This is a genomic window from Psychrobacter sp. PL15, from assembly GCF_035984995.1.
GTDB lineage: Bacteria > Pseudomonadota > Gammaproteobacteria > Pseudomonadales > Moraxellaceae > Psychrobacter.
This window is the reverse complement of sequence record NZ_JAXCIB010000004.1, coordinates 276,277-296,116: the sequence shown is the minus strand read 5'-3', so window position 1 is coordinate 296,116 and position 19,840 is coordinate 276,277. Positions and strand designations below refer to the sequence as shown.

The window sequence follows — 19,840 nt, the reverse complement described above, 5'->3', positions numbered from 1 at the left end:
CCCGAGCTGCTTGCAAAAAAATAATCGAGATATCAATGCCAGCCTTAATATCTTAAACGAGGGATTAAGACTGGTAACACTCAAAACTGTCGGTGCGACAGGGTTAGCTTAGTGAATTTGCCTAACCTCTGATACAGAATATCGTATCAAGTATGGGTATTACCTAAGGAACCGCCACCTCTATAGGTGGTCGGTAGTTCATCGCTATTAATTAACAAAGAGCCTAGATTGGTAAGTCAGCTGTTTTTTATGCTTGTTAATGAGTTTAGTGTACAAGTGTTGTTGATTCCTATTTATAATAACGGAAGTTATGCTCATTACGTTAGTGAAATTACATGACGTTACGTTTAAATAGTTTTAAAAAAATGAATTCACTATTTTATTGAGCTTTTCTTATTATCAATGTGCATACAGAGAGCACATGACGGCATGAGCGAAAAATGCTAAGCTAACCACCATTCTTACGTTTACATTGAAATGGCTTTGTCATGACTGAGAGCACACACCTGCAAGCACAAGATACGAAAAGCATCTTTAATTTGCCCAATAATTTGACCATCGCGCGTATTTTAATGATTCCATTATTTGTTGCGATTGCGTATTGGCCGCCAGCAATGGGTATTGGTATGCCTGCGATTTCGGATAATGTTATCGCGCGGGTGGGGATGAGTGAGTTTAGCGATAGCCTGCTACGCCATTTGTTGTTGACTGGAATATTTGTTATTGCAGCAATTACTGATTGGCTTGATGGTTATTTTGCCCGTAAACTTAATATGATGTCAGCCTTTGGGCGATTTTTGGATCCAGTCGCTGACAAGCTCATGGTAGCCGCGGCGCTCATTATCTTGGTCCAGTGGCACCCTAACATCATCATGGCGATTGCCGCGATTGTGATCATCTCTCGTGAGATTGCAGTATCTGCGCTGCGTGAATGGATGGCAGAACTGGGCAACCGTACTAGCGTGGCGGTCTCTTATGTCGGTAAACTTAAAACTACCTTTCAAATGATTGCTATTTCTGTGCTACTGCTAAACTGGGAGTCGCTGGAGATGATTGGTTATATCTTAATGGTAGCCGCGGTCATTCTGACCTTATGGTCGATGTTCATTTATCTTAAAGCCGCCTGGCCTTATCTTAAGCAAAGTGGTTAATCAGCGGTTACTTCAGCCTATTTTCCTTATCAGCACTGTTACGTAAATAATCACTTTATAAGTGAAGCGTTTTTATAACCACTCTCGTTAGATATTTGATTCAGTAAGCCTATTGGTTTTCTTTATAATTAATATGAAAATGTAAGGATGTACATGCTCCCACATCCTTATTACAATTTGTCTAAATCCTAGTCAAGTATCAAGTGAGGTGCTAATGCTCTCTATAACTGTCTATTCTGACTTTGTTTGTCCCTTTTGTATGCTCGGTGAACAGGTACTAGCTGACGCAATTGGTAACAAGGACATCTCTATTAATTGGCGCGCCTTCGAGCTGCGCCCTTATCCGGTAGCAACACTGAGACCGGAAGATTCTTATCTGCCTACTATTTGGCAGCAGTCAGTTTATCCTCTCGCTGAACGCTTGGGCGTATCCATGCAGCTACCGACTATTTCGCCGCAACCGCGAACAGATAAAGCATTTGAGCTGCTAGTGATGGCTCAAGATAAGGGTTTGGATCACGAGTATTCGATGCGAGTCCTTCGAGCTTTTTTTCAAGAAAATCTTGATATCGGCGATCCTGAAGTTCTAGTAACGCTTGCTGCCGATGTAGGCCTTAATGCTAAAGACGCTAGGCAGGCGCTTGAAAATGGTATTTATACTGATCGGCACCGTGAGGCTTTGCGTCATGCCCGCGAGGATATGGCAATTACTTCCGTGCCTACTATCGTGGTCGGCAAACAAGTCTTTCGCGGAACCCCCTCTATATCACAATTGCGCGAGGCAATCGACCTGCTCGAAGCTTAAAGAGATACTAGTCTTGACCTTGAAAAGCTTTCTCATTCATAACTCAGAATCGCTATAATTCTTAATATTTATACCCGCATAAAAAAACGCCAGTAGCGATAAGCTTACTGGCATTTTATATATATTACTCGTCTACAGTCAAAACATTGCTCTGTCTGCTATCGACTATTTCTTTATATCCCCTTTCAAGATGAAACACTATTTTTAGACATTAATAGTGGTCAATTATAGCTACTAGTGGCTAGTGACGACACCCCATTCTCACTACGTCACTGTTGTTGTGATATTGCTTTATAAAAATTCTAGTTGATAAAAGCAGTAATTTATAATGATACTGAGAAAGTCTCACCGATATCTTTAGCTGTTTTGCCTTCTTGTGCCGCTGCTACTGCCATCTTAAACATGTTTACAGTAGAGCTACCGCTTATCCAACACTCTGCGCCATGCGGCACCACTTTAATCAGTTGAACATCTTCATCTTCTTTACCCTGTTCAAAAAAGGCACTATCCATTGGTGACCACAGTTCTTCCAACTTATCTTTGTCATCTGATAATTCGGCATTACCACTAATTGAGACGTAGTTTTTGGCATCCTGACTCGCATAAGTAAGTCCAATTCTAGCGTCATCCTGAATATTTTTTACCAGGTCTGAGGTTTTATCACCGATGAACCAAATCTCTTTTACTCCGAGACTGGTTTCAGTGGTGGTCATAGGCCAGGCATGAATGTCGCCTTTTTTATTAGTGGTACTCATCATGGCAAACTTTATGTCTTTTATTAGCTCTTGAATTTTATCGATATGATCTTGTCTACTCATAGTGTTTATCCCTAATTCATTATAATGCTTACATTAAAATACTTTGATTGCCGTTGTTTGAAAATATTTGAATCTAAAGTAAAGACTTTATTCTTAATACGTAACTTAACAAGTACAAGTAAGCGGCAGCCTTGCATCTAGATCTAGGATAGCGAGTTATGGGCATAGGTTTATATAGCTTGCTAGTAATACGATGTGAGCGTTTGTAAGGTACACAAGTGTTTGGTAAAACGCACTATAGTTTTATGTAGATGTGGATTAAAAGCGTCTAGTATTGACAGTGAAGGTTTAATTTTTTCTAAAAATTAAACCTTAGGTAGACAGATAAAGGATGAATTTATGGCGGTTTGACCCTGTTTCTTATGAGGCTTCTTGTTATAATGTGCAAACCATTTACTTTGCATGGCAGTGATGCCAAATCTATCCTAATCCCACGGAATATGCCTTTATGATGACCATCGCCGGACAACCGTTTTTGACCGATTTTCAAACGCAGCAACTCATCAGCCAGTTTCAGCAAAAAACCAATCTCAATATCACCCAAATTAACACCCAACAAGTCTATGTACTGTCACGGGAATTAGACGGTGATGAGCATAAAAAGGCATTAGATTTGTTGGGTATCAATAAAGGGGCTGATGGCAATACTGAAGTTACTTCGCCAGAAGACAAGCAATTACAGGTAATTGTTGGTCCACGCTTTGGTACGATATCGCCATGGGCAAGCAAAGCGACTGATATTTTTAATAATTGTGAAATTAAAATTAATCGCGTTGAGCGAGTTATTGTTTATACGCTAACAGTCGACGGCGAGGTTAGTGAAAAACTACCTAAAGTCGCCGAGCAGTTATTATTTGACCGTATGACCCAAAGCTTGGTTTACGATTTAGCAGAGACCAGTAAATTATTTGACGACCAACCGCCAGCATCACTCAATCATATCGACGTGATAGGGGAAGGGCGCGAAGCTTTAGAATCGGCCAATACAGAGTTTGGTTTTGCATTGTCTAGTGAAGATATTGACTATTTAATGCATGCGTATGTCGATGAGCTACAGCGCAATCCGACTGACGTTGAGCTAATGATGTTCGCGCAGGCCAACTCAGAGCATTGCCGCCATAAAATCTTTAATGCCCAGTGGACGATTGATGGTGAAGTCCAAGCCAAATCATTATTCCAAATGATTAAGAATACTTATAAAGCCAATCCACAAGGTATTTTGTCTGCTTATAAAGACAACGCCGCAGTGATGGCAGGCTCTGAAGGCTGGCGCTTTTATCCAGTTCCTGAAAATGCAACTGATTCAAATTCAGCCCATCCCTATAGCTTCCATCAAGAAAACATCGATATCTTAATGAAAGTTGAAACTCATAATCACCCAACGGCGATTGCTCCTTATGCGGGCGCGGCGACTGGTGCCGGTGGTGAGATTCGTGACGAAGGCGCAACCGGTCGTGGCGGTAAACCAAAAGCAGGCTTGACTGGCTTTCATGTCTCGCATCTGCATATTCCTGAATTGCCGGAGAAATGGGAGCAATCAGGTACAGTCAGCACACAAGATTATGGTACGCCGGATCGTATGGCAACCAGTCTGGAGATTATGCTTGAGGCACCATTAGGTAGCGCCAACTTCTCTAATGAGTTCGGTCGTCCGAACTTGTGCGGTTATTTCCGTAGCTTCCAGCTTGATACTTCACCGGCCAAAGATGGCAGCCAAATGCGCGGCTATCATAAGCCCATTATGCTGGCAGGTGGTTATGGCAATATCAAACGCAACTTAATTGAAAAAAATAGCATTCAGCAAGGTGATTTACTCATCGTCCTTGGTGGCCCAGCGATGCAGATCGGTTTGGGCGGTGGAGCTGCTTCTTCAGTCGATAGTGGTTCATTAGACGAAGGCTTAGACTTTGCCTCAGTTCAACGTGATAATGCTGAAATGGAACGTCGTTGCCAAGAAGTGATGGATCGTTGCTGGGCCTTAGCTGGTAATGAAAAGCCTGGTAATGATGTTGACGTTAGCAGCAGTATTAATAAGAAGGGCAAAGATGGTAATCCAATCGTTTCTCTTCATGATGTGGGCGCAGGCGGCTTATCAAATGCTATGCCAGAATTGGTCAATGACCATGAAATGGGCGCGCATCTCAATCTACGTCGCATTCCATCGTTAGAAGCTGGCATGTCGCCAATGGCGATTTGGTCTAACGAAGCGCAAGAGCGTTATGTATTGGCGATTCATCCAGAAAGCGAAGCCCAGTTCGATGCGATTTGTGTCCGTGAGCGCTGCCCGTATGCGATATTAGGCACGGCAACTGATGTCCGTCAGCTTATCGTTGATGATACATTGTTAACGGAACAGCCAGTCGATATGCCCATGCAAGTATTGCTTGGTGGCACGCCGCAGATGAAGCGTCACTTTAGCCGTCAAGAGACAACTTTGCCAGCCTTAGAGCTGGATGACGTTAATTTAGCCGAATCTATCACTGATGTATTACGTCATCCTACCGTTGCTAGCAAGTCGTTCTTAATCAGCATTGGTGACCGATCTATCTCTGGTATGGTGGTTCGTGACCAGTATGTTGGTCGCTATCAAGTGCCGGTCGCAGATTGTGCGGTAACGGCATCTGGCTTGCTTAATCTTGATGGGCAACCGATGAGCGGTGAAGCCATGAGTGTTGGTGAGCGTACGCCAGTTGCACTTATTAGCCCAACCGCTTCTGCACGATTGGCAGTGGGTGAAGCCATTACCAACATTGCTGGCGCACGTATTGCCCAGTTATCAGATATCACCATGTCGGCAAACTGGATGGCGGCTTGTGGTGATGACGCGGAAGATGAAGCATTGTTTGACGCGGTTCATGCAATTGGTGAAGAGTTATGCCCAGCGTTAGGTATTGCTATTCCAGTCGGTAAAGACTCGCTATCTATGCGTGCCAACTGGACGGATAAGGATGTAGAATCAGGTTCACAAGACAAGTCAGTAGTCTCGCCAATGAGCTTGGTCATTACTGCGTTTGCGCCAGTTATCGATGTTGCCCAAACCCTAACCCCTGAACTTATCAATGGTGATAGTGCGTTTTATCGGATTGATTTATCTAAAGGAAAATTGCGTTTAGGCGGTTCAATCCTTGCGCAAACGTTGAGCCAATTAGGCAATGACTGCCCAGATTTAGCGCAACCTAGCGACTTGGTTGATTTCTTTAACTTTATCCAAGCGGGTAACGCGCAAGACGTTATCAGTGCCTATCACGATATCGGTGATGGTGGCTTATTAGCAACTATCGCTGAGATGCAATTTACCAGTCGCCAAGGTATCAAGCTGTCATTGACCGATGATAATTTGTTAGGTCAATTATTCAGTGAAGAGCTAGGCGCAGTTATTCAAGTGATGCCTGAAGACGTGCCAGCATTGATGCAATTGGCAGAAGAGTTTAATGTCAGCGATATGCTCAGCCTAGTTGGTCAAAGCGTAGAGGAAGAAAGCCTGCTGATCCAGACCCCAACAATGATGGGCGATGATACGCTACGCTTTAGCCGTGGTAAGTTACAGCAAGAGTGGAGTCAGGTCAGCTATCAAATCGCCCGTCGCCGTGACAATCCTGCTTGTGTGCAACAAGAATACGACTTGATTACTGATAGCCGCCATCAAGGTCTGATTGCCACGCCAAACTTTGACTTGAGCCAAGCGATTGAAGCCCCTTACCTTAATAGTCGTGCCAATAAACCAAAAGTGGCTATCTTACGGGAACAAGGCGTCAATGGTCAGTTAGAAATGGCCGCTGGCTTTACCCAAGCCGGCTTTGAAGCAGTAGACGTGCACATGAGCGACTTGCTCAAAGGTCGTATTAATCTACGCGACTTCGAAGGGTTAGTGACTTGTGGTGGCTTCAGCTATGGTGACGTATTGGGCGCAGGCTCAGGCTGGGCGAACTCTATCTTGTTCCATGACGACTTACGCATGCAGTTTGTCCGCTTCTTTGCCCGTCCAGAAACCTTTACCCTGGGCGTCTGTAACGGTTGCCAGATGATGGCGCAGTTAAAAGACTTGATCCCTGGTGCTGAGAACTTCCCACGCTTTATCGCGAATAAATCGGCTCGCTTCGAAGCGCGTACGGTCAACGTAAAAGTTGAGCGCACCAAGTCGGTATTATTTAAAGGTATGCAAGACAGTATCCTACCGATTGCAGTTGCGCATGGCGAAGGCTTTGCCACGCTTAATGCCACAGAAATTGACGGTATGGCTAAGCATGGTCAACTTGCCATGCGTTACGTAGACAGCCAAGGTCAGCCAACTGAGACGTATCCGCTCAATCCAAACGGTTCGGTCGGCGGTGTCACGGGTCTTTGTAGCACCGACGGTCGCGTCACCATCATGATGCCGCATCCTGAGCGTACGCTACGCGCGTACAATCACAGCTGGAAACCGGCTGTCTGGGATGAAGATGGCGCGTGGATGCGGATGTTCCGTAATGCGCGGGCGTGGGTAAGATAGGTTTCGTTAAGATTATTTGAGCTGTTTTAGATAATAAAAAAAGGTGGGCTTAGGCTCACCTTTTTTGTGTTTGGGATTTGGTTTTTAAAGTAGGGGAGTTGATTCCCGCCTTCCGCTTGTATCTGCCAGTCTGGGTGAGGCGCTGGCTACAGTTTGGGTCGTCGCTTGCTCCGCGTCGACACCCCAAAACCTAGCCACCGCAACTCACCCAAACTAACAGGATACCGCTACAGTCACGGCTAAACCACGCCTCCGAATAACCATTTAGTAAAAATTTAATACTAATAGTGCGTTGTAAGCAGCCTACGAGATCGTAATTTATTCACTTACATTAGTCACTCACATTCGTTACTTTCAAAACTCGCTAAAATCAATCCCAGCTTAAAATCACCTTACCGCATTGCCCACTTTCCATGATATCAAAGCCTTCTTGAAAGTCATCAATGTGCATGCGATGGGTAATGATTGGCGACAAATCAATACCGCTAATCAGCATTTGCTCCATCTGATACCAAGTTTCCCACATCTCACGCCCATAAATACCCTTTAGGGTTAACGCCTTGAAAATAATCTTGCTCCAATCCACCGTGGTGGTGTTAGGCAAAATGCCCAACAGAGAGATCTTAGAGCCGTTATACATGTTACTAATCATCGAATCAAAGGCCTGAGGCGAGCCTGACATCTCAAGCCCAATATCAAAGCCATGCATTTTTAACTCAGCAATGGCACCTTCGATGGTTTCACCTTTGGCTGGGTTGACGGTCATAGTCGCGCCCATTTTTTTGGCAAGCTCCAAACGATAATCACTGATATCGCTCGCCACAATATTACGTGCCCCTGCGAAACGACAAATCGCCGTTGCCATTGAACCAATCAGCCCCGCACCCGTAATCAGCACATCCTCACCAAGTACAGGAAAGGATAAGGCAGTATGAGTGGCATTGCCAAAGGGGTCCATAATGGCTGCCATCTCATCGCTGATACGCTCATCGAGTGTTATGGCATTATCGGCAGGTATCACCAAATATTCGGCAAACGAGCCATCGCGGTTCACGCCAACGCCTATGGTATTTTCGCACACATGTAGCTTACCACGGCGGCAGTTGCGGCAATGCCCGCAAGCGATATGACCTTCGCCTGTGACTCGGTCACCCACTTCAAAATGCTGCACACCATCGCCTATTTCGCTAATGACACCGACGTATTCATGTCCAATAATCATCGGCGTCTTTATGGTTTTTTGTGACCACTCATCCCACTTATAAATGTGCAAATCTGTACCACAAATGGCGGTTTTTTTAATTTTTATTTTAACGTCATTGATGCCGACCGTAGGTTCTGGCATGTCTTGCATCCAGATGCCTTTTTTGTCATAGGCTTTAACCAGTGCTTTCATATTTTTCTCTTATTTAGCGGCGTTGCACTTTATTGTTGAATCCAGTAAGTAAATACCGAATTATTCTTAATTAATCACTTTCATTTGCTTGGCGACTTTGATAAAGGCGGCGATACACTGGTCTAGCTGCTCGCGAGTATGGGCGGCAGAGAGCTGGACACGAATGCGAGCCTCGTCTTTGGGTACGACAGGGTAGAAGAAACCAATCACATAAATGCCCTCGCAAAGTAGCGCATCTGCCATTTGTTGGGAGACAGTGGCATCATAAAGCATAACCGCACAAATCGCTGATTGGGTGGGCTTGATATCGAAGCCCGCATCTTGCATTTGCTTAACGAAATAGGCGGTATTTTCATGCAATTGGTCTTGTAGGGTATTGTCTTGCGCTAGCATCTCAAACGCTTTTAACCCAGCAGCAGCTATCATGGGAGGAATGGAGTTTGAAAACAGATACGGGCGTGAGCGTTGACGCAATATCTCAATCATTTCTTTTTTACCCGTAGTAAAGCCGCCAATAGCACCGCCAAATGCCTTGCCTAAGGTACCAGTGATAAGCTCAATATCACCACGTAGATTAAACAATTCAGTCACGCCGCCACCAGTGCGACCGACGACGCCTGCTGAATGACACTCGTCAATCATCACCATGGCATCATATTTTTGTGCCAACGCATAAATCTCATCCATTGGCGCCACATTACCATCCATTGAAAACACGGCATCGGTGACAATTAAACGAAAACGCTGTGCTTGCGCCGCTTGTAATTGAGTCTCTAAATCTTGCATATCTGCACTGGCATAGCGGTAACGCGCGGCTTTACACAGGCGCACACCATCAATGATTGAGGCATGATTTAACGAATCAGAAATAATGGCATCCTCAACGGTCAGCAGGGGCTCAAACGCACCGCCATTGGCATCGAAACAGGCCGCATAAAGAATCGTATCTTCGGTATTAAAAAACTTAGAGATCGCCGCCTCTAATTGCTTATGCAAATCTTGCGTACCACAAATAAAACGCACTGATGACATACCGTAACCTGAGTCTTCAATGGCTTGGATAGCCGCCTTTTTAATCTCAGGGTGGTCAGACAATCCAAGGTAATTATTGGCACAGAAGTTAAGCACCTCACGGCCATCGGCGATCTTGATTAGCGCATTTTGCGGGGAGGTGATAATGCGTTCGGTTTTATACAGTCCTGCCGCGCGTATATCGCTGATTTCTTGCTGTAGATGCTTCTGAAAAGCTTGATACATAAAGATTCCTTGTTTAATATTATTGGGGTCTGTTTGATAATATCTATAACCCCGTAAGCAGTAATTTTATCATTAGCCCATCGCAATAAGTAGCTTAAATAGCTGGTAAGTAACATCCATCCAACTTACGAGTTTTCAATACAACTAAAATCACTTAGCTCGACCTATACCGATAAAAGTCGCTAAGACGGTCATGGCAGCCACCATTAAAGACAAAAATTCGCTCAATCCAAACGGTTCGGTCGGCGGTGTCACGGGTCTGTGTAGCACCGATGGTCGCGTCACCATCATGATGCCACATCCTGAGCGTACGCTACGCGCGTACAATCATAGCTGGAAATCAGAAGAATGGGACGAAGATAGCGCATGGATGCGAATGTTCCATAATGCGCGGGCTTGGGTTCGTTAAGATATAGGCTAAGTTGTTTTAGATTATTGTTTTAGACATAAAAAGGGTGGGCTTTGGCTCACCCTTTTTTGTGTTTAGATTTTGGATGTTTTTTAAAGTAGGGGAGCTAATCCTGAGAAGCGTTAAAAAATTGCACTGCAATTTTAGCTCCGCAAGTGAAAACCTTCTTAAAGGGGGCATTATTTCTTGCTCCTAGTAAAGTCCCAAAGCAAAGTCTATCTGCTACGATAAGGCTGGTGGTGACATAAGGTACTTACCAATATAAATATCTATAGTGATAAAGAACTATTTCTTTGAAAGAACATGAGTCTTTAGTTATCCCTTCAAATTTGAAGGGTTCAACCTCCACATAGAACCTAGCTGTCTATAAGGTATTTATGATATACTGTTCAGCTAATTTAAAAACAGTACAGTAGGAATCGTTCTATTAGTTTTATTAGCTTACTTTACACTTCTTAAATGTATTTTCTTGCTAATCTAGCATATCTTAAAATATATACACCTCAAGTTTTTTATCATCTTTTTCTTTTAAACACTCACTAACCAACCTAAGGAGGTTATTATGAAATATTCAGCTATTGCTATTGCAAATGCTTTTATTGAACAATCAAATAATGGGAAAACTAATAACTTAACTCCAATGAAGTTGCAAAAGTTAATGTTTTTTGCTCAATCCTGGTACTTAAAATCAAACGATAGTGCTTTATTCGATGGATATTTTGAGCGATGGCAGTACGGCCCTGTTTTGCCCGAAATTTACCATGAGTTTAAAAGTTTTGGGGCTAAAAGTATTGATAAACTTGGCTCCAGCATGTGGAGTGAATGTCAGACAATAGATTCCAATGATTACCAAGTAACCCAATTTCTAGAGCAAATAATTAATGCTTATGGCGACTATAGTGGTACTCAACTGTCTTGGATGACACATCAGCCAGAAACTGCATGGTCAAAAGGAAAGGTGGGCACGCTCATCAACTTTCAAGAAATGAGTGAAGGCAAAGTGTGATAGTGTGACTATGGCCTTAGGTATAAAAACAACTTTTAAAAATATTGAAGAGATTGACGTTAATCAAGAAACGCCACTCTCTTTTTTTATTTCTAATGGTGCCATCACAAAATCTGGCAATGTCATACGTTCTTATATGAAAGAATTAAAGTTAACTGGTATAAAAACTATAAATGAAGAAGAGTTTAGAGAAGCACTACTTGTACTTAAACAGTACCGAGAAAATCATATTCCAAATCTAAAAGTTTTTTCTTCTTTATTAGAGAGTAAGTTAAACCGTTTGCAAATCTTTGAACAAAGTATTGTTTCTTCTCGTTCAAAAAGATTAGAGTCTATAGCTAATAAGTTAGTAAGACAGCCAACAATGAGACTGGCGCAAATGGATGATGTAGTCGGTATAAGAGTTACTTTACCTAATATAGAGGCTTTAAATCAGTTTTTAGATAACAATAGTAATTGCGAAATAATTAATGCTGACTGCGTTTTCGATGACTTTCACACTACAAATTATATTCTAGAACCGAAGTCTGATGGTTATAGAGGCATACATCAAATATTCAAATGCAAAACTGATGGAAACAATTACGTTAGACTAGAACTACAAATTCGGACTAAAATTCAGCATGAGTGGGCGACTGTCGTAGAAATACTTGGGTCTTTAAAGCATGTTTCATTTAAATCAGGACAAGGGGACGAAAATTATCTACATTTTCTACTGTTATCAAGTGTTCTGTTTTCAATGGAAGAAGGCACTCCTATTGTTGCCATCTATGCAGAGTTAACTCCATCAGAAGTATGTGCTAGGTTAAATAAATTGGACAAAGAGTTACAAATTATTGAAATGTTAAGGGGTATTAACTCTATACCTTCACTTAAGAAAAATATTGAAGCAAAGTATTATCTAATACAATTAGACTTACATACTCGTGAGACAGTAATTCTTCCGTATAACGATGAACGCGATGCTAATGAAGACTATGTGCGATTAGAGCAGACTTATCAAGGAAGCGATATGTTTGATGTTGTCTTGGTGTCTGTAGATGATGTTAACAACATTAAAGAAGCCTATCCGAACTATTTTTTAGATAGTAATGATTTTATCAGTAGATATACTGAACTTTTAACGAAATATTCATAATTAGAGTAGATTGCATTTTACCCCATTTTTCGCAGAAAATTAATAAAACCAACTTATCCGACGCAATTTATTGATAAGCAGTGTGGTATTTGCTCGACTTAAGGCAAATTAATGTGGAACCCTCGTTTAAAGAATACTTCTCTCCAACTAATCATCCTCTGAAAGGTCTTCAGCCTCTTTTTGAGCCTCAGCTATCAACTCGTGAATCTTAGTATTTTCTCTCAGTACACAAGCATCATACGCAGAGAGCGGCTCAGATTCCTGCTCTTTTTCTTGCACTTGTTTGGCTTTTTCTTCTAAATACTTCTCAAGATCGTCTTGTTGCGAGTTACTCATGGTTTATTTTCCTTACTATTTAGTTATCTGCTATGCGATTGAGCATGGCTGCTAACCTTGCGTTATTGTCTTCAATATACTTATTACCAAGCTCTATTATCTTATCAGCTGATTGTACCGTTTTGGGATAGTTAGTAAGTCCACTCTGTATAGCATCATGTCCATTCGCTACCATCTTGACGATACTTTCTTTGGTCACTTCAAAGTGACACTGCCAGCCCATAACCCAAGTGCCAAGCTCTTTATGTAGCGGTGTTTGATAAATGAAACCTTGGTTGGCCCACGCTTCCGAAGTGGCGATAGCGGTTGCGCCTTGTGGACAGTCAAAACCATCACCGTGCCAATGAAAGACGCTAAAAGCTTGCTTTGGCAAATCTCGTAATAAAGGATGTGACTGACCTTCTTGCGTCAACTGAATTGGCAGCCAACCAATCTCTTTTACCCTAGCTGGCTGGATGGTAGCACCCAAACAATGCGCGATAAGCTGGGCACCCAAACAAACGCCGATAACTGTTTTTCCATTATCAATACTTTGCTTAATCAAACGTTTTTCATCGATTAACCAAGGATATTTTTCATCATCATGGACACTCATTGGCCCACCCATCACTATTAGCCAATCAAAACTATCTGGCTTTGGCAATAAATCATTATGGTAAGACCGAGTGTAACTCATCCTATGATGGTTATTATTTGCCCACCGCTTGATGAAACTAAGTTCTTCATAATCCGTATGAAATAAGGCGTGGATGCGTAAAGCCATGGGATACCTTTTAATAGAAGTAATTTTTAATAGAAACAACTTATGATTAGAAATGTCTTATTAATAGCCTAGGGTGGTTTAGGTCTTGTCTGCATTCTCTACTAGAATTTGGTAAAACTAACAAACCCAACGCCACTCAATAAAAATTATCGGTACCAGCATACTTCTTATTCAATGCCTTTAAAACAGCATAAGTTTCTAAATCCATGGTCGCGGTTAAATGCTGCGGGCTGAAATGCAGTTGAAAGGCATAAATAACATCGTGGCTTTTTTTGTCCCACACGTCTGTATCATTGATTCGATAACCATACTCTCTAAATTCTTGCTTTATCTCCTGAACGCTTGCTGCTGCAAACTCGTCTTGATTCATAAACAATTGCTTATCCTGCTCGTCATACCATGCACCAATACCGTACTGCTCATACAGCCTTTGCCAAGGAAACTTAGCACCCGGGTCGATTTTGCGCGAGGGCGCCATATCGGAATGACCAATAATATTCTTTGGTGAGATGTCATATCTCAATGCCAAATCTTGTACCAGTTGGGCGACTTTCTTAATCTGTATCTCTTCAAATTCTACATAGTGCTCGTAAGGATGGTAGTCTTGGACGCCTCGTTTAAGTGCCTTCCTATACTCTGGTTTAATCCCATCATTGACAATCTCTATGCCGATAGACGTATCGTTTAAGATGGTTCTCCCCGCAAACCCGCCATCACCCGCATGCCAAGCGCGTTCACTTTCAGACACTAGATTATAAATTTTATCGTCGTCATTATTCAAAATAAGATAATGTGCGCTCACATTACCAGTGGTCAATTGCTTTAATGACCGCTCATTATCGCCGACGGTATAGTGCAAGATGATAAATTTAATCCGCTCACTTTTGCCAGTCGCTTGATAAGTGTTACTATCAATAATGTAACGTGGCTCTGTGGTTGATACGCAGCCAATCAGTGGCAATGTCATACATAAGGCTAGCGCTAAAGAGGTAATGTTTTTTGCCATGAAATGCTCTGTATAGAAACAAGGAATATGAAAATTTAAATAATTTTTTAGTGCTCTATATTTAATCCTTCTTAATCTTCTTCCTAATCACCACCTTCCAGCTCTCCTCTAAGCACTCAATTTCCAACCAAGGTTTTATAACCTTGATATCGAATGTCTCTTTTGAATTAGAAAGCTGCCAAAGTTTTTCAAGAGTAGCGAATGGATAAGGGCGCTCGATCAAATATATGGGTAAATCGGCAGCAATCATGCCATCACGCACCACTTCAAAATACCATCCTGCGATGCCTTGCGAGGTAATCCATGATGCAATGTTAGGCACTTTAGTAAATTGCCCAATTTGGTCATTAATTTTGTAGCAAGGTCTACGCGGTTGCACGAGTCGTAACTGCACACTGGTATCTTGAGCATTGTCAGTGACTTGTTCATTACTAGATTGCTCATCGCCATATTGCCCACCATATTGCCCACCATATTGCCCACCATATTGAAAAACATCGCCAATACATACCGTGCTTTCATCCATATCAGGTAAACCATTAACGGGTTCGGTAATGAGGTTTTCTCCTAAGGTACCGATACGGACATTGAGGTTAAACTCTGCGTTAATCTGCTCGTAAGTAGCCGTAGGCATCTGATGCACCGCTTTTAGCGGGCCGCCATGATGTCGGCGATCGGCTTGTTCATCAGTAGTCAATCCCATAAAGTTGACGGTAACGGGCGCTTTGATCGGTGCTTTATCAATCGCGCTCATTTGTTCACGAGTAAACGGCATCGCCTTGCCTGCACGAACGTCAATTAAGGTCGCGATATGCACAGGTAAGGCTTGATTGAAGTCAGTTTTAACTTCTTGGGTGAGTGGTTTGATTGTTTCTGCGCTCATGGGATGTCCTATAGAGGGTAGCCTTTAAGAGAAGCTCTAAAAAATAGCTCTAAAAAATAGCCTTCAAGCATAGCTTTGATAGGCAAATACTGTTTGGCGACTGACATTATAGTAGCGTAATCGCTCGCGTGTTTATAGCCTTAAGGTTCTCAAAATTTGAACGAAAAAAAGGCCAAAGAATTAATCTGGCCTTTTTGGTCTGACACCACAGTTTTAATAGAGTGTCACTTTAACAAGCAGTCTTATTTATTTTTATTACGGCGACCGGCTGTTTTCTTTTCACGTGGTACTGCGACCAGCTCAGCCAGCTGTTCAGGAGATGACCACAGACCTTCTAAGTCATAAAACTCGCGTGCTTGTGGGGTCATCATATGAACGACGACGGCACCCAAATCAATCAAAGTCCAGTCAGAATCAGCACCACCTTCGCGGCCAAGTGGCATAAAGTCAGCTTCTTTGGCTTCAGCACCAACACTATCAGCCATTGCACGTACATGACGTTTAGAGGTACCGTCAGCGATAACGATACGCTCCATTACGTCGGTTAGTTTTTCAACATTAAGGACAGTGATGTTCTTGGCTTTCATATCTTCTAGGGCAGTTTTGACCAGTGCTAAGCATTCTTCTAAGCGTTCGTCAGTCATGGTAGTAATCATAAATATTAGTCTCTTGAATCGTCATTAACGATAATTAAAATAAAGGGTTAAATGGTCATTTTTTAACGGCTAGCAAGCCATATATAGCGATGCTATCTGCAAAATGACAACAATAAGGCAATTTTAACGGAATTGAGCAGCAGAATATAGCTGATGGGCGATAATATATTGATAAACCGTAGGATTTAGTAAATGGGCGAGGTTATTGGGCTTATTACTAGCAATAAAGTCATTTGTTGGTAGCTGTTCAAATAGTGGCTCACGTAATTGTTGGCGTATGTCTGTACTCGATATTGCCATGACTGATCGTGAGTCTATATAAATGCGTCCTAGAGCACTATCTTTCAAGCGTGGGCTGTTTTTCAAGAATTTGCTTCTTTCCAAACAGTCACTCAATAGCTGCGTTAAGTCTATCGGGTTTTTGGTAATTTGCGCCTGTAGTTGAGGTGGTAGTTCAACATATAAATTAGCAAGATTTTGGGTAGACAGATTTTGCTTGTTATCATTTTGATCAATTGAGAGGGCTTGTGGAGAGATGTCAGGCTTATTAATATGATCATTAGCAAGGTTCTCATCACGGTCAAATAGCCATAGGTGTACATAATCTGTTAATTGCAGACCATCTTTCCACTTCTCCAAGCTACGTGCGCTGTCCATTCCCATAATAAATATTAGACAGTCGTTAGGGTAGCGTTGCCGTAGCGTGTGCACACTATCAATGGTATATACCGGCGGCTTTTGCCATAGCTCAAGCTCATTTATCTGTAGTGGCGTGTCTTGCGTGGCTAACTCTAACATTGCTAGCCGGTGTGCAGGATCAATACTTTGTTGCTTAAAAGGAGAACGGGCGTTAGGTAGTAATGACACGTATAACGCGCGCTGTTGCTGCTCGGCGATAGGAAGTAAGCACTGATAAACGTGCATTGCCATCTGCATATGACCGTTATGTACTGGATCAAACGAGCCACCCAAATAGGCACGGATAGCAGATCTAGGGGCATTTTTAACAGAGTTAAGGTCTGTATCGGAAGGAGTAACTAACATAGGCAAATTGGCTGAATAGAGTGGTTGGTTAAAGTACTGCTTAAAAAGTACGGACTAAAAAGCTGGGTTTAACTGAGTTTAAAAAGTACGAATCAATAGATCTATTCAGCGCTATTGTAGAGTGCCTGCATGTACTTGTCATCAGTTGATAGCAATACTCTAGTTGATTCACTTTAAAACTAATACAGTGCTACTGAGATGAATTTTTCGCAGCCTCTGTTTAGTAGTACGCAAGGAAAGTTTATACCAGTAGCACGTGGTTATTAACGCATCGGTTTTATTTAGAATTGACTATAATACTAATATCAAAAAGTAAGCGAACACTGTCAGAGTCGCAAAGCCTGTTTATGGTTTCCCTTGAGCTAAATTGTCCAATTGTCTTTGATTTTCACAAACCTAACACCATTTTTGATGTAAAAAAACACATTAAAAAGCCAACTATCATAAGCGTATGATGGTTGGCTAGATAACTTAATAATCAGACATATAGCTTATAAACGTTAAGCCAAAAACTTAGCAGGACATATACTAAATAGCGTCGCTATGAGCTTGGATTGCAGTCAGCGCGATGGTATAAATAATATCATCGACCAGTGCGCCACGTGATAAATCGTTCACCGGTTTATTCAAACCTTGTAGCATGGGGCCGACACTAATGACGTTGGCGCTCCGTTGAACGGCTTTATAAGTGGTGTTACCGGTATTGAGATCAGGGAAGATAAACACGTTGGCTTGACCGGCAACTGGCGAGTCGGGCGCTTTTTGTTTGCCGACGCTCATGACTGAGGCCGCGTCATATTGTAAAGGACCATCAACAGCTAGAGTGGGCTCACGTTCGCGAACGATTTGAGTGGCACGAGTAACTTTTTCGACATCAGCACCAGTTCCTGATGAGCCCGTTGAATAGCTAATCATAGCAACTTTTGGATCGATACCAAAGGCGGCCGCTGATTGGGCCGATTGAATGGCAATCTCAGCTAGCTCTTCAGCGGTAGGGTCAGGGTTAATAGCGCAGTCACCATAGACCACGACTTGCTCAGGCAATAGCATAAAGAAGATAGAGGACACCAAGGAATATTGCGGTGCGGTCTTAATCAACTGAAAGGCTGGGAGTACCGTACTCGCTGTGGTATGGATAGCCCCAGAGACCAAACCATCAACTTCGTCCATCTGTAGCATCATCGTGCCCAAAAAGACCGTATCTTTAAGTTTTTCAGCGGCGACAATATCAGTGGTTTTGCCTTTACGGCGTTCAACTACCGCAGCGATATATTTGCTCATATCGAGGGTGTCAGGATCTAGAATCTCAAGCCCTTCTGGCAAGATTAAATCACGGTTTTTGGCAACTTGCTCGACGTCTGCACGCTTAGCCAGCAATACACAGTTAGCGATACCACGACTTTGGCAGATACAGGCTGCTTCTACCGTACGCGGCTCAGCACCTTCTGGTAATACGATACGTTTGTTAGCGTTTTGAGCTTTTTTGACCACTTGATGACGGAATGCTGATGGTGATAGGCGCGGCTTGTGATCGGCACTGAAATACGATTTGATCCAGCTAAGATCCAAGTGAGCAGCCACATAACGGGTCACTTCTTGCGCACGTTCAATATCATCACTCGGTATTTCGGCGCTCATATGCATGAGACTTTGTACGGTTTCAAAACTATCGGTCTCGACACTCATTACTGGGATGCCGGTTTTGAGTGCTGATTGCCACAATTCTGCTACGGTAGCATTAGGGGCCACACCGCCGGTTAATACCAAGCCGGCGAGAGGAATACCATTAATACAGGCCAGCGCTGCGGCTAGTAATAAATCATCACGGTCACCAGGAACCACGATAAGCGTGCCGCGTTTGAATACTTCATCGATGCGCGCGACTGAACGAGCGGTTAAGCTAATGTGGTTGATACGGCGCGTTTTTGCTTCACCAACGTTGAGCCAAGTGGCGTCAAGCTCAGCGGCAATATCCCAAGTACGCGGGACTGATAGCGACTCGCTAAATGGCACCACCCCAATTAAGCGAAACTGTTCGGTATTAAAATAGGGCGACAGACGTTGGACTTCTTGCATAAAGCCTTGGTCTAAGCTGACCACGGCTTCACCAGGAGCAACGGGTTGGTTTTCAAAAGTATTGGGCACATCATGTACGCGCATCAAGACGCAACCTAAGGTGCGTTCATTGGCCATACCGCCAAATTCACGAGCGTGCACGTCAAGCTTGTCTACTAAGTGCGCTGGATTTTTGGTATCGACCGTGCTGACAAAGATAATCTTGGCATCTAAGGCATGGGCAATAGCGCGGTTGATTTGCGAGGCATAAGACGCCTCAGTGGTGGGCACTAAGCCTTCACAAATCACGATATCGTGGTCATCGCCGATGGTATGGTAGTTGATAACCACTTCTTCCATCAAGTCATCAAGGTTGCCATCGCCAATCATGCGTTCAACACGCTGACGGTTGATAGATTTAGGCGGTATGAGGCCAAATGCTTGCATGATTAGCGCGCTTGAGCTGTCTAAGCTATTCTGTTTATCTAGCGTATCATCTTGCAAAAACGGCTTCATAAAGCCGGCTTTGATGCCGTTATAATCGAATGCTCGAATCAGTCCGAGCGCTGCTGACGTCACACCGATACCACGACTGATAGGAACAAGTAAAATGGTTTGCATAGCGTAT

Annotated in this window: 16 protein-coding genes; 6 read left to right on the top strand and 10 right to left on the bottom strand. The window is 42.9% G+C overall.

Annotation, left to right across the window (positions count from 1 at the left end):
* Positions 1 to 488: 488 nt before the first annotated feature.
* Positions 489 to 1,151 (top strand): CDP-diacylglycerol--glycerol-3-phosphate 3-phosphatidyltransferase, encoded by a 663-nt coding sequence (gene pgsA / locus RCH20_RS05700; RefSeq protein WP_209955685.1) that lies wholly within the window; start codon positions 489 to 491, stop codon positions 1,149 to 1,151.
* 214 nt (positions 1,152 to 1,365) lie between these two features.
* The gene (locus RCH20_RS05695; protein WP_327192884.1) at positions 1,366 to 1,956 is read left to right on the top strand and encodes a DsbA family oxidoreductase; all 591 of its coding nucleotides are present in this window, start codon (positions 1,366 to 1,368) and stop codon (positions 1,954 to 1,956) included.
* Between the two features lie 323 nt (positions 1,957 to 2,279).
* Here the strand turns inward: RCH20_RS05695 and RCH20_RS05690 are convergent, their stop codons facing one another.
* A complete protein-coding gene (locus RCH20_RS05690) occupies positions 2,280 to 2,774 on the bottom strand; it encodes a pyridoxamine 5'-phosphate oxidase family protein (protein WP_327192883.1) in 495 nt (164 codons plus the stop codon).
* A gap of 448 nt (positions 2,775 to 3,222) precedes the next feature.
* Between RCH20_RS05690 and purL the strand changes: the two genes are divergently transcribed.
* Positions 3,223 to 7,263, top strand: a complete 4,041-nt coding sequence (gene purL / locus RCH20_RS05685) for a phosphoribosylformylglycinamidine synthase (RefSeq protein ID WP_327192882.1) — start codon at positions 3,223 to 3,225, stop codon at positions 7,261 to 7,263.
* 370 nt (positions 7,264 to 7,633) lie between these two features.
* On the opposite strand, the gene tdh is transcribed toward purL, so the two are convergent.
* Complete coding sequence (gene tdh / locus RCH20_RS05680) at positions 7,634 to 8,659, bottom strand: L-threonine 3-dehydrogenase (RefSeq protein WP_209955677.1); 1,026 nt, start codon at positions 8,657 to 8,659, stop codon at positions 7,634 to 7,636.
* A gap of 66 nt (positions 8,660 to 8,725) precedes the next feature.
* Entirely contained in the window at positions 8,726 to 9,916 is a 1,191-nt protein-coding gene (gene kbl / locus RCH20_RS05675; protein WP_327192881.1) for a glycine C-acetyltransferase, read from the bottom strand.
* 166 nt (positions 9,917 to 10,082) lie between these two features.
* Here kbl and RCH20_RS05670 point away from each other — a divergent pair, with 166 nt between their 5' ends.
* The 3 genes from RCH20_RS05670 (at position 10,083) to RCH20_RS05660 (ending at position 12,469) form a co-directional block, all read left to right on the top strand.
* Entirely contained in the window at positions 10,083 to 10,325 is a 243-nt protein-coding gene (locus RCH20_RS05670; RefSeq protein WP_442793101.1) for a phosphoribosylformylglycinamidine synthase subunit PurQ, read from the top strand.
* Between the two features lie 562 nt (positions 10,326 to 10,887).
* Positions 10,888 to 11,331: a Panacea domain-containing protein gene (locus tag RCH20_RS05665; RefSeq protein WP_327192879.1), complete on the top strand. Its 444-nt coding sequence runs from the start codon at positions 10,888 to 10,890 to the stop codon at positions 11,329 to 11,331.
* Positions 11,332 to 11,341: 10 nt separating this feature from the next.
* Complete coding sequence (locus tag RCH20_RS05660) at positions 11,342 to 12,469, top strand: RelA/SpoT domain-containing protein (protein ID WP_327192903.1); 1,128 nt, start codon at positions 11,342 to 11,344, stop codon at positions 12,467 to 12,469.
* 147 nt (positions 12,470 to 12,616) lie between these two features.
* Here the strand turns inward: RCH20_RS05660 and RCH20_RS05655 are convergent, their stop codons facing one another.
* The 7 genes from RCH20_RS05655 to pta form a co-directional block, all read right to left on the bottom strand.
* The gene (locus RCH20_RS05655; RefSeq protein ID WP_327192878.1) at positions 12,617 to 12,805 is read right to left on the bottom strand and encodes a hypothetical protein; all 189 of its coding nucleotides are present in this window, start codon (positions 12,803 to 12,805) and stop codon (positions 12,617 to 12,619) included.
* Between the two features lie 19 nt (positions 12,806 to 12,824).
* Positions 12,825 to 13,568 (bottom strand): type 1 glutamine amidotransferase, encoded by a 744-nt coding sequence (locus RCH20_RS05650; protein ID WP_327192877.1) that lies wholly within the window; start codon positions 13,566 to 13,568, stop codon positions 12,825 to 12,827.
* Between the two features lie 136 nt (positions 13,569 to 13,704).
* Positions 13,705 to 14,574 (bottom strand): N-acetylmuramoyl-L-alanine amidase, encoded by an 870-nt coding sequence (locus tag RCH20_RS05645; RefSeq protein ID WP_209955662.1) that lies wholly within the window; start codon positions 14,572 to 14,574, stop codon positions 13,705 to 13,707.
* Between the two features lie 61 nt (positions 14,575 to 14,635).
* The gene (locus tag RCH20_RS05640; RefSeq protein ID WP_327192876.1) at positions 14,636 to 15,457 is read right to left on the bottom strand and encodes an MOSC domain-containing protein; all 822 of its coding nucleotides are present in this window, start codon (positions 15,455 to 15,457) and stop codon (positions 14,636 to 14,638) included.
* Between the two features lie 242 nt (positions 15,458 to 15,699).
* Positions 15,700 to 16,113, bottom strand: a complete 414-nt coding sequence (gene rsfS / locus RCH20_RS05635; RefSeq protein WP_209955656.1) for a ribosome silencing factor — start codon at positions 16,111 to 16,113, stop codon at positions 15,700 to 15,702.
* Positions 16,114 to 16,236: 123 nt separating this feature from the next.
* Positions 16,237 to 17,157: a nicotinate-nicotinamide nucleotide adenylyltransferase gene (locus RCH20_RS05630; protein ID WP_327192875.1), complete on the bottom strand. Its 921-nt coding sequence runs from the start codon at positions 17,155 to 17,157 to the stop codon at positions 16,237 to 16,239.
* 528 nt (positions 17,158 to 17,685) lie between these two features.
* Positions 17,686 to 19,833, bottom strand: coding sequence for a phosphate acetyltransferase (gene pta / locus RCH20_RS05625; protein ID WP_327192874.1), 2,148 nt, complete (start codon positions 19,831 to 19,833; stop codon positions 17,686 to 17,688).
* Positions 19,834 to 19,840: the final 7 nt, after the last annotated feature.

What these genes read in the sequence shown, in the direction of transcription:
- pgsA (WP_209955685.1), top strand. Translation starts at nt 489, where the DNA reads ATGACTGAGAGCACACACCTGCAAGCACAAGATACGAAAAGCATCTTT.
- RCH20_RS05695 (WP_327192884.1), top strand. Translation starts at nt 1,366, where the DNA reads ATGCTCTCTATAACTGTCTATTCTGACTTTGTTTGTCCCTTTTGTATG.
- RCH20_RS05690 (WP_327192883.1), bottom strand. Translation starts at nt 2,774, where the DNA reads ATGAGTAGACAAGATCATATCGATAAAATTCAAGAGCTAATAAAAGAC.
- purL (WP_327192882.1), top strand. Translation starts at nt 3,223, where the DNA reads ATGATGACCATCGCCGGACAACCGTTTTTGACCGATTTTCAAACGCAG.
- tdh (WP_209955677.1), bottom strand. Translation starts at nt 8,659, where the DNA reads ATGAAAGCACTGGTTAAAGCCTATGACAAAAAAGGCATCTGGATGCAA.
- kbl (WP_327192881.1), bottom strand. Translation starts at nt 9,916, where the DNA reads ATGTATCAAGCTTTTCAGAAGCATCTACAGCAAGAAATCAGCGATATA.
- RCH20_RS05665 (WP_327192879.1), top strand. Translation starts at nt 10,888, where the DNA reads ATGAAATATTCAGCTATTGCTATTGCAAATGCTTTTATTGAACAATCA.
- RCH20_RS05660 (WP_327192903.1), top strand. Translation starts at nt 11,342, where the DNA reads ATGGCCTTAGGTATAAAAACAACTTTTAAAAATATTGAAGAGATTGAC.
- RCH20_RS05655 (WP_327192878.1), bottom strand. Translation starts at nt 12,805, where the DNA reads ATGAGTAACTCGCAACAAGACGATCTTGAGAAGTATTTAGAAGAAAAA.
- RCH20_RS05650 (WP_327192877.1), bottom strand. Translation starts at nt 13,568, where the DNA reads ATGGCTTTACGCATCCACGCCTTATTTCATACGGATTATGAAGAACTT.
- RCH20_RS05645 (WP_209955662.1), bottom strand. Translation starts at nt 14,574, where the DNA reads ATGGCAAAAAACATTACCTCTTTAGCGCTAGCCTTATGTATGACATTG.
- RCH20_RS05640 (WP_327192876.1), bottom strand. Translation starts at nt 15,457, where the DNA reads ATGAGCGCAGAAACAATCAAACCACTCACCCAAGAAGTTAAAACTGAC.
- rsfS (WP_209955656.1), bottom strand. Translation starts at nt 16,113, where the DNA reads ATGATTACTACCATGACTGACGAACGCTTAGAAGAATGCTTAGCACTG.
- RCH20_RS05630 (WP_327192875.1), bottom strand. Translation starts at nt 17,157, where the DNA reads ATGTTAGTTACTCCTTCCGATACAGACCTTAACTCTGTTAAAAATGCC.
- pta (WP_327192874.1), bottom strand. Translation starts at nt 19,833, where the DNA reads ATGCAAACCATTTTACTTGTTCCTATCAGTCGTGGTATCGGTGTGACG.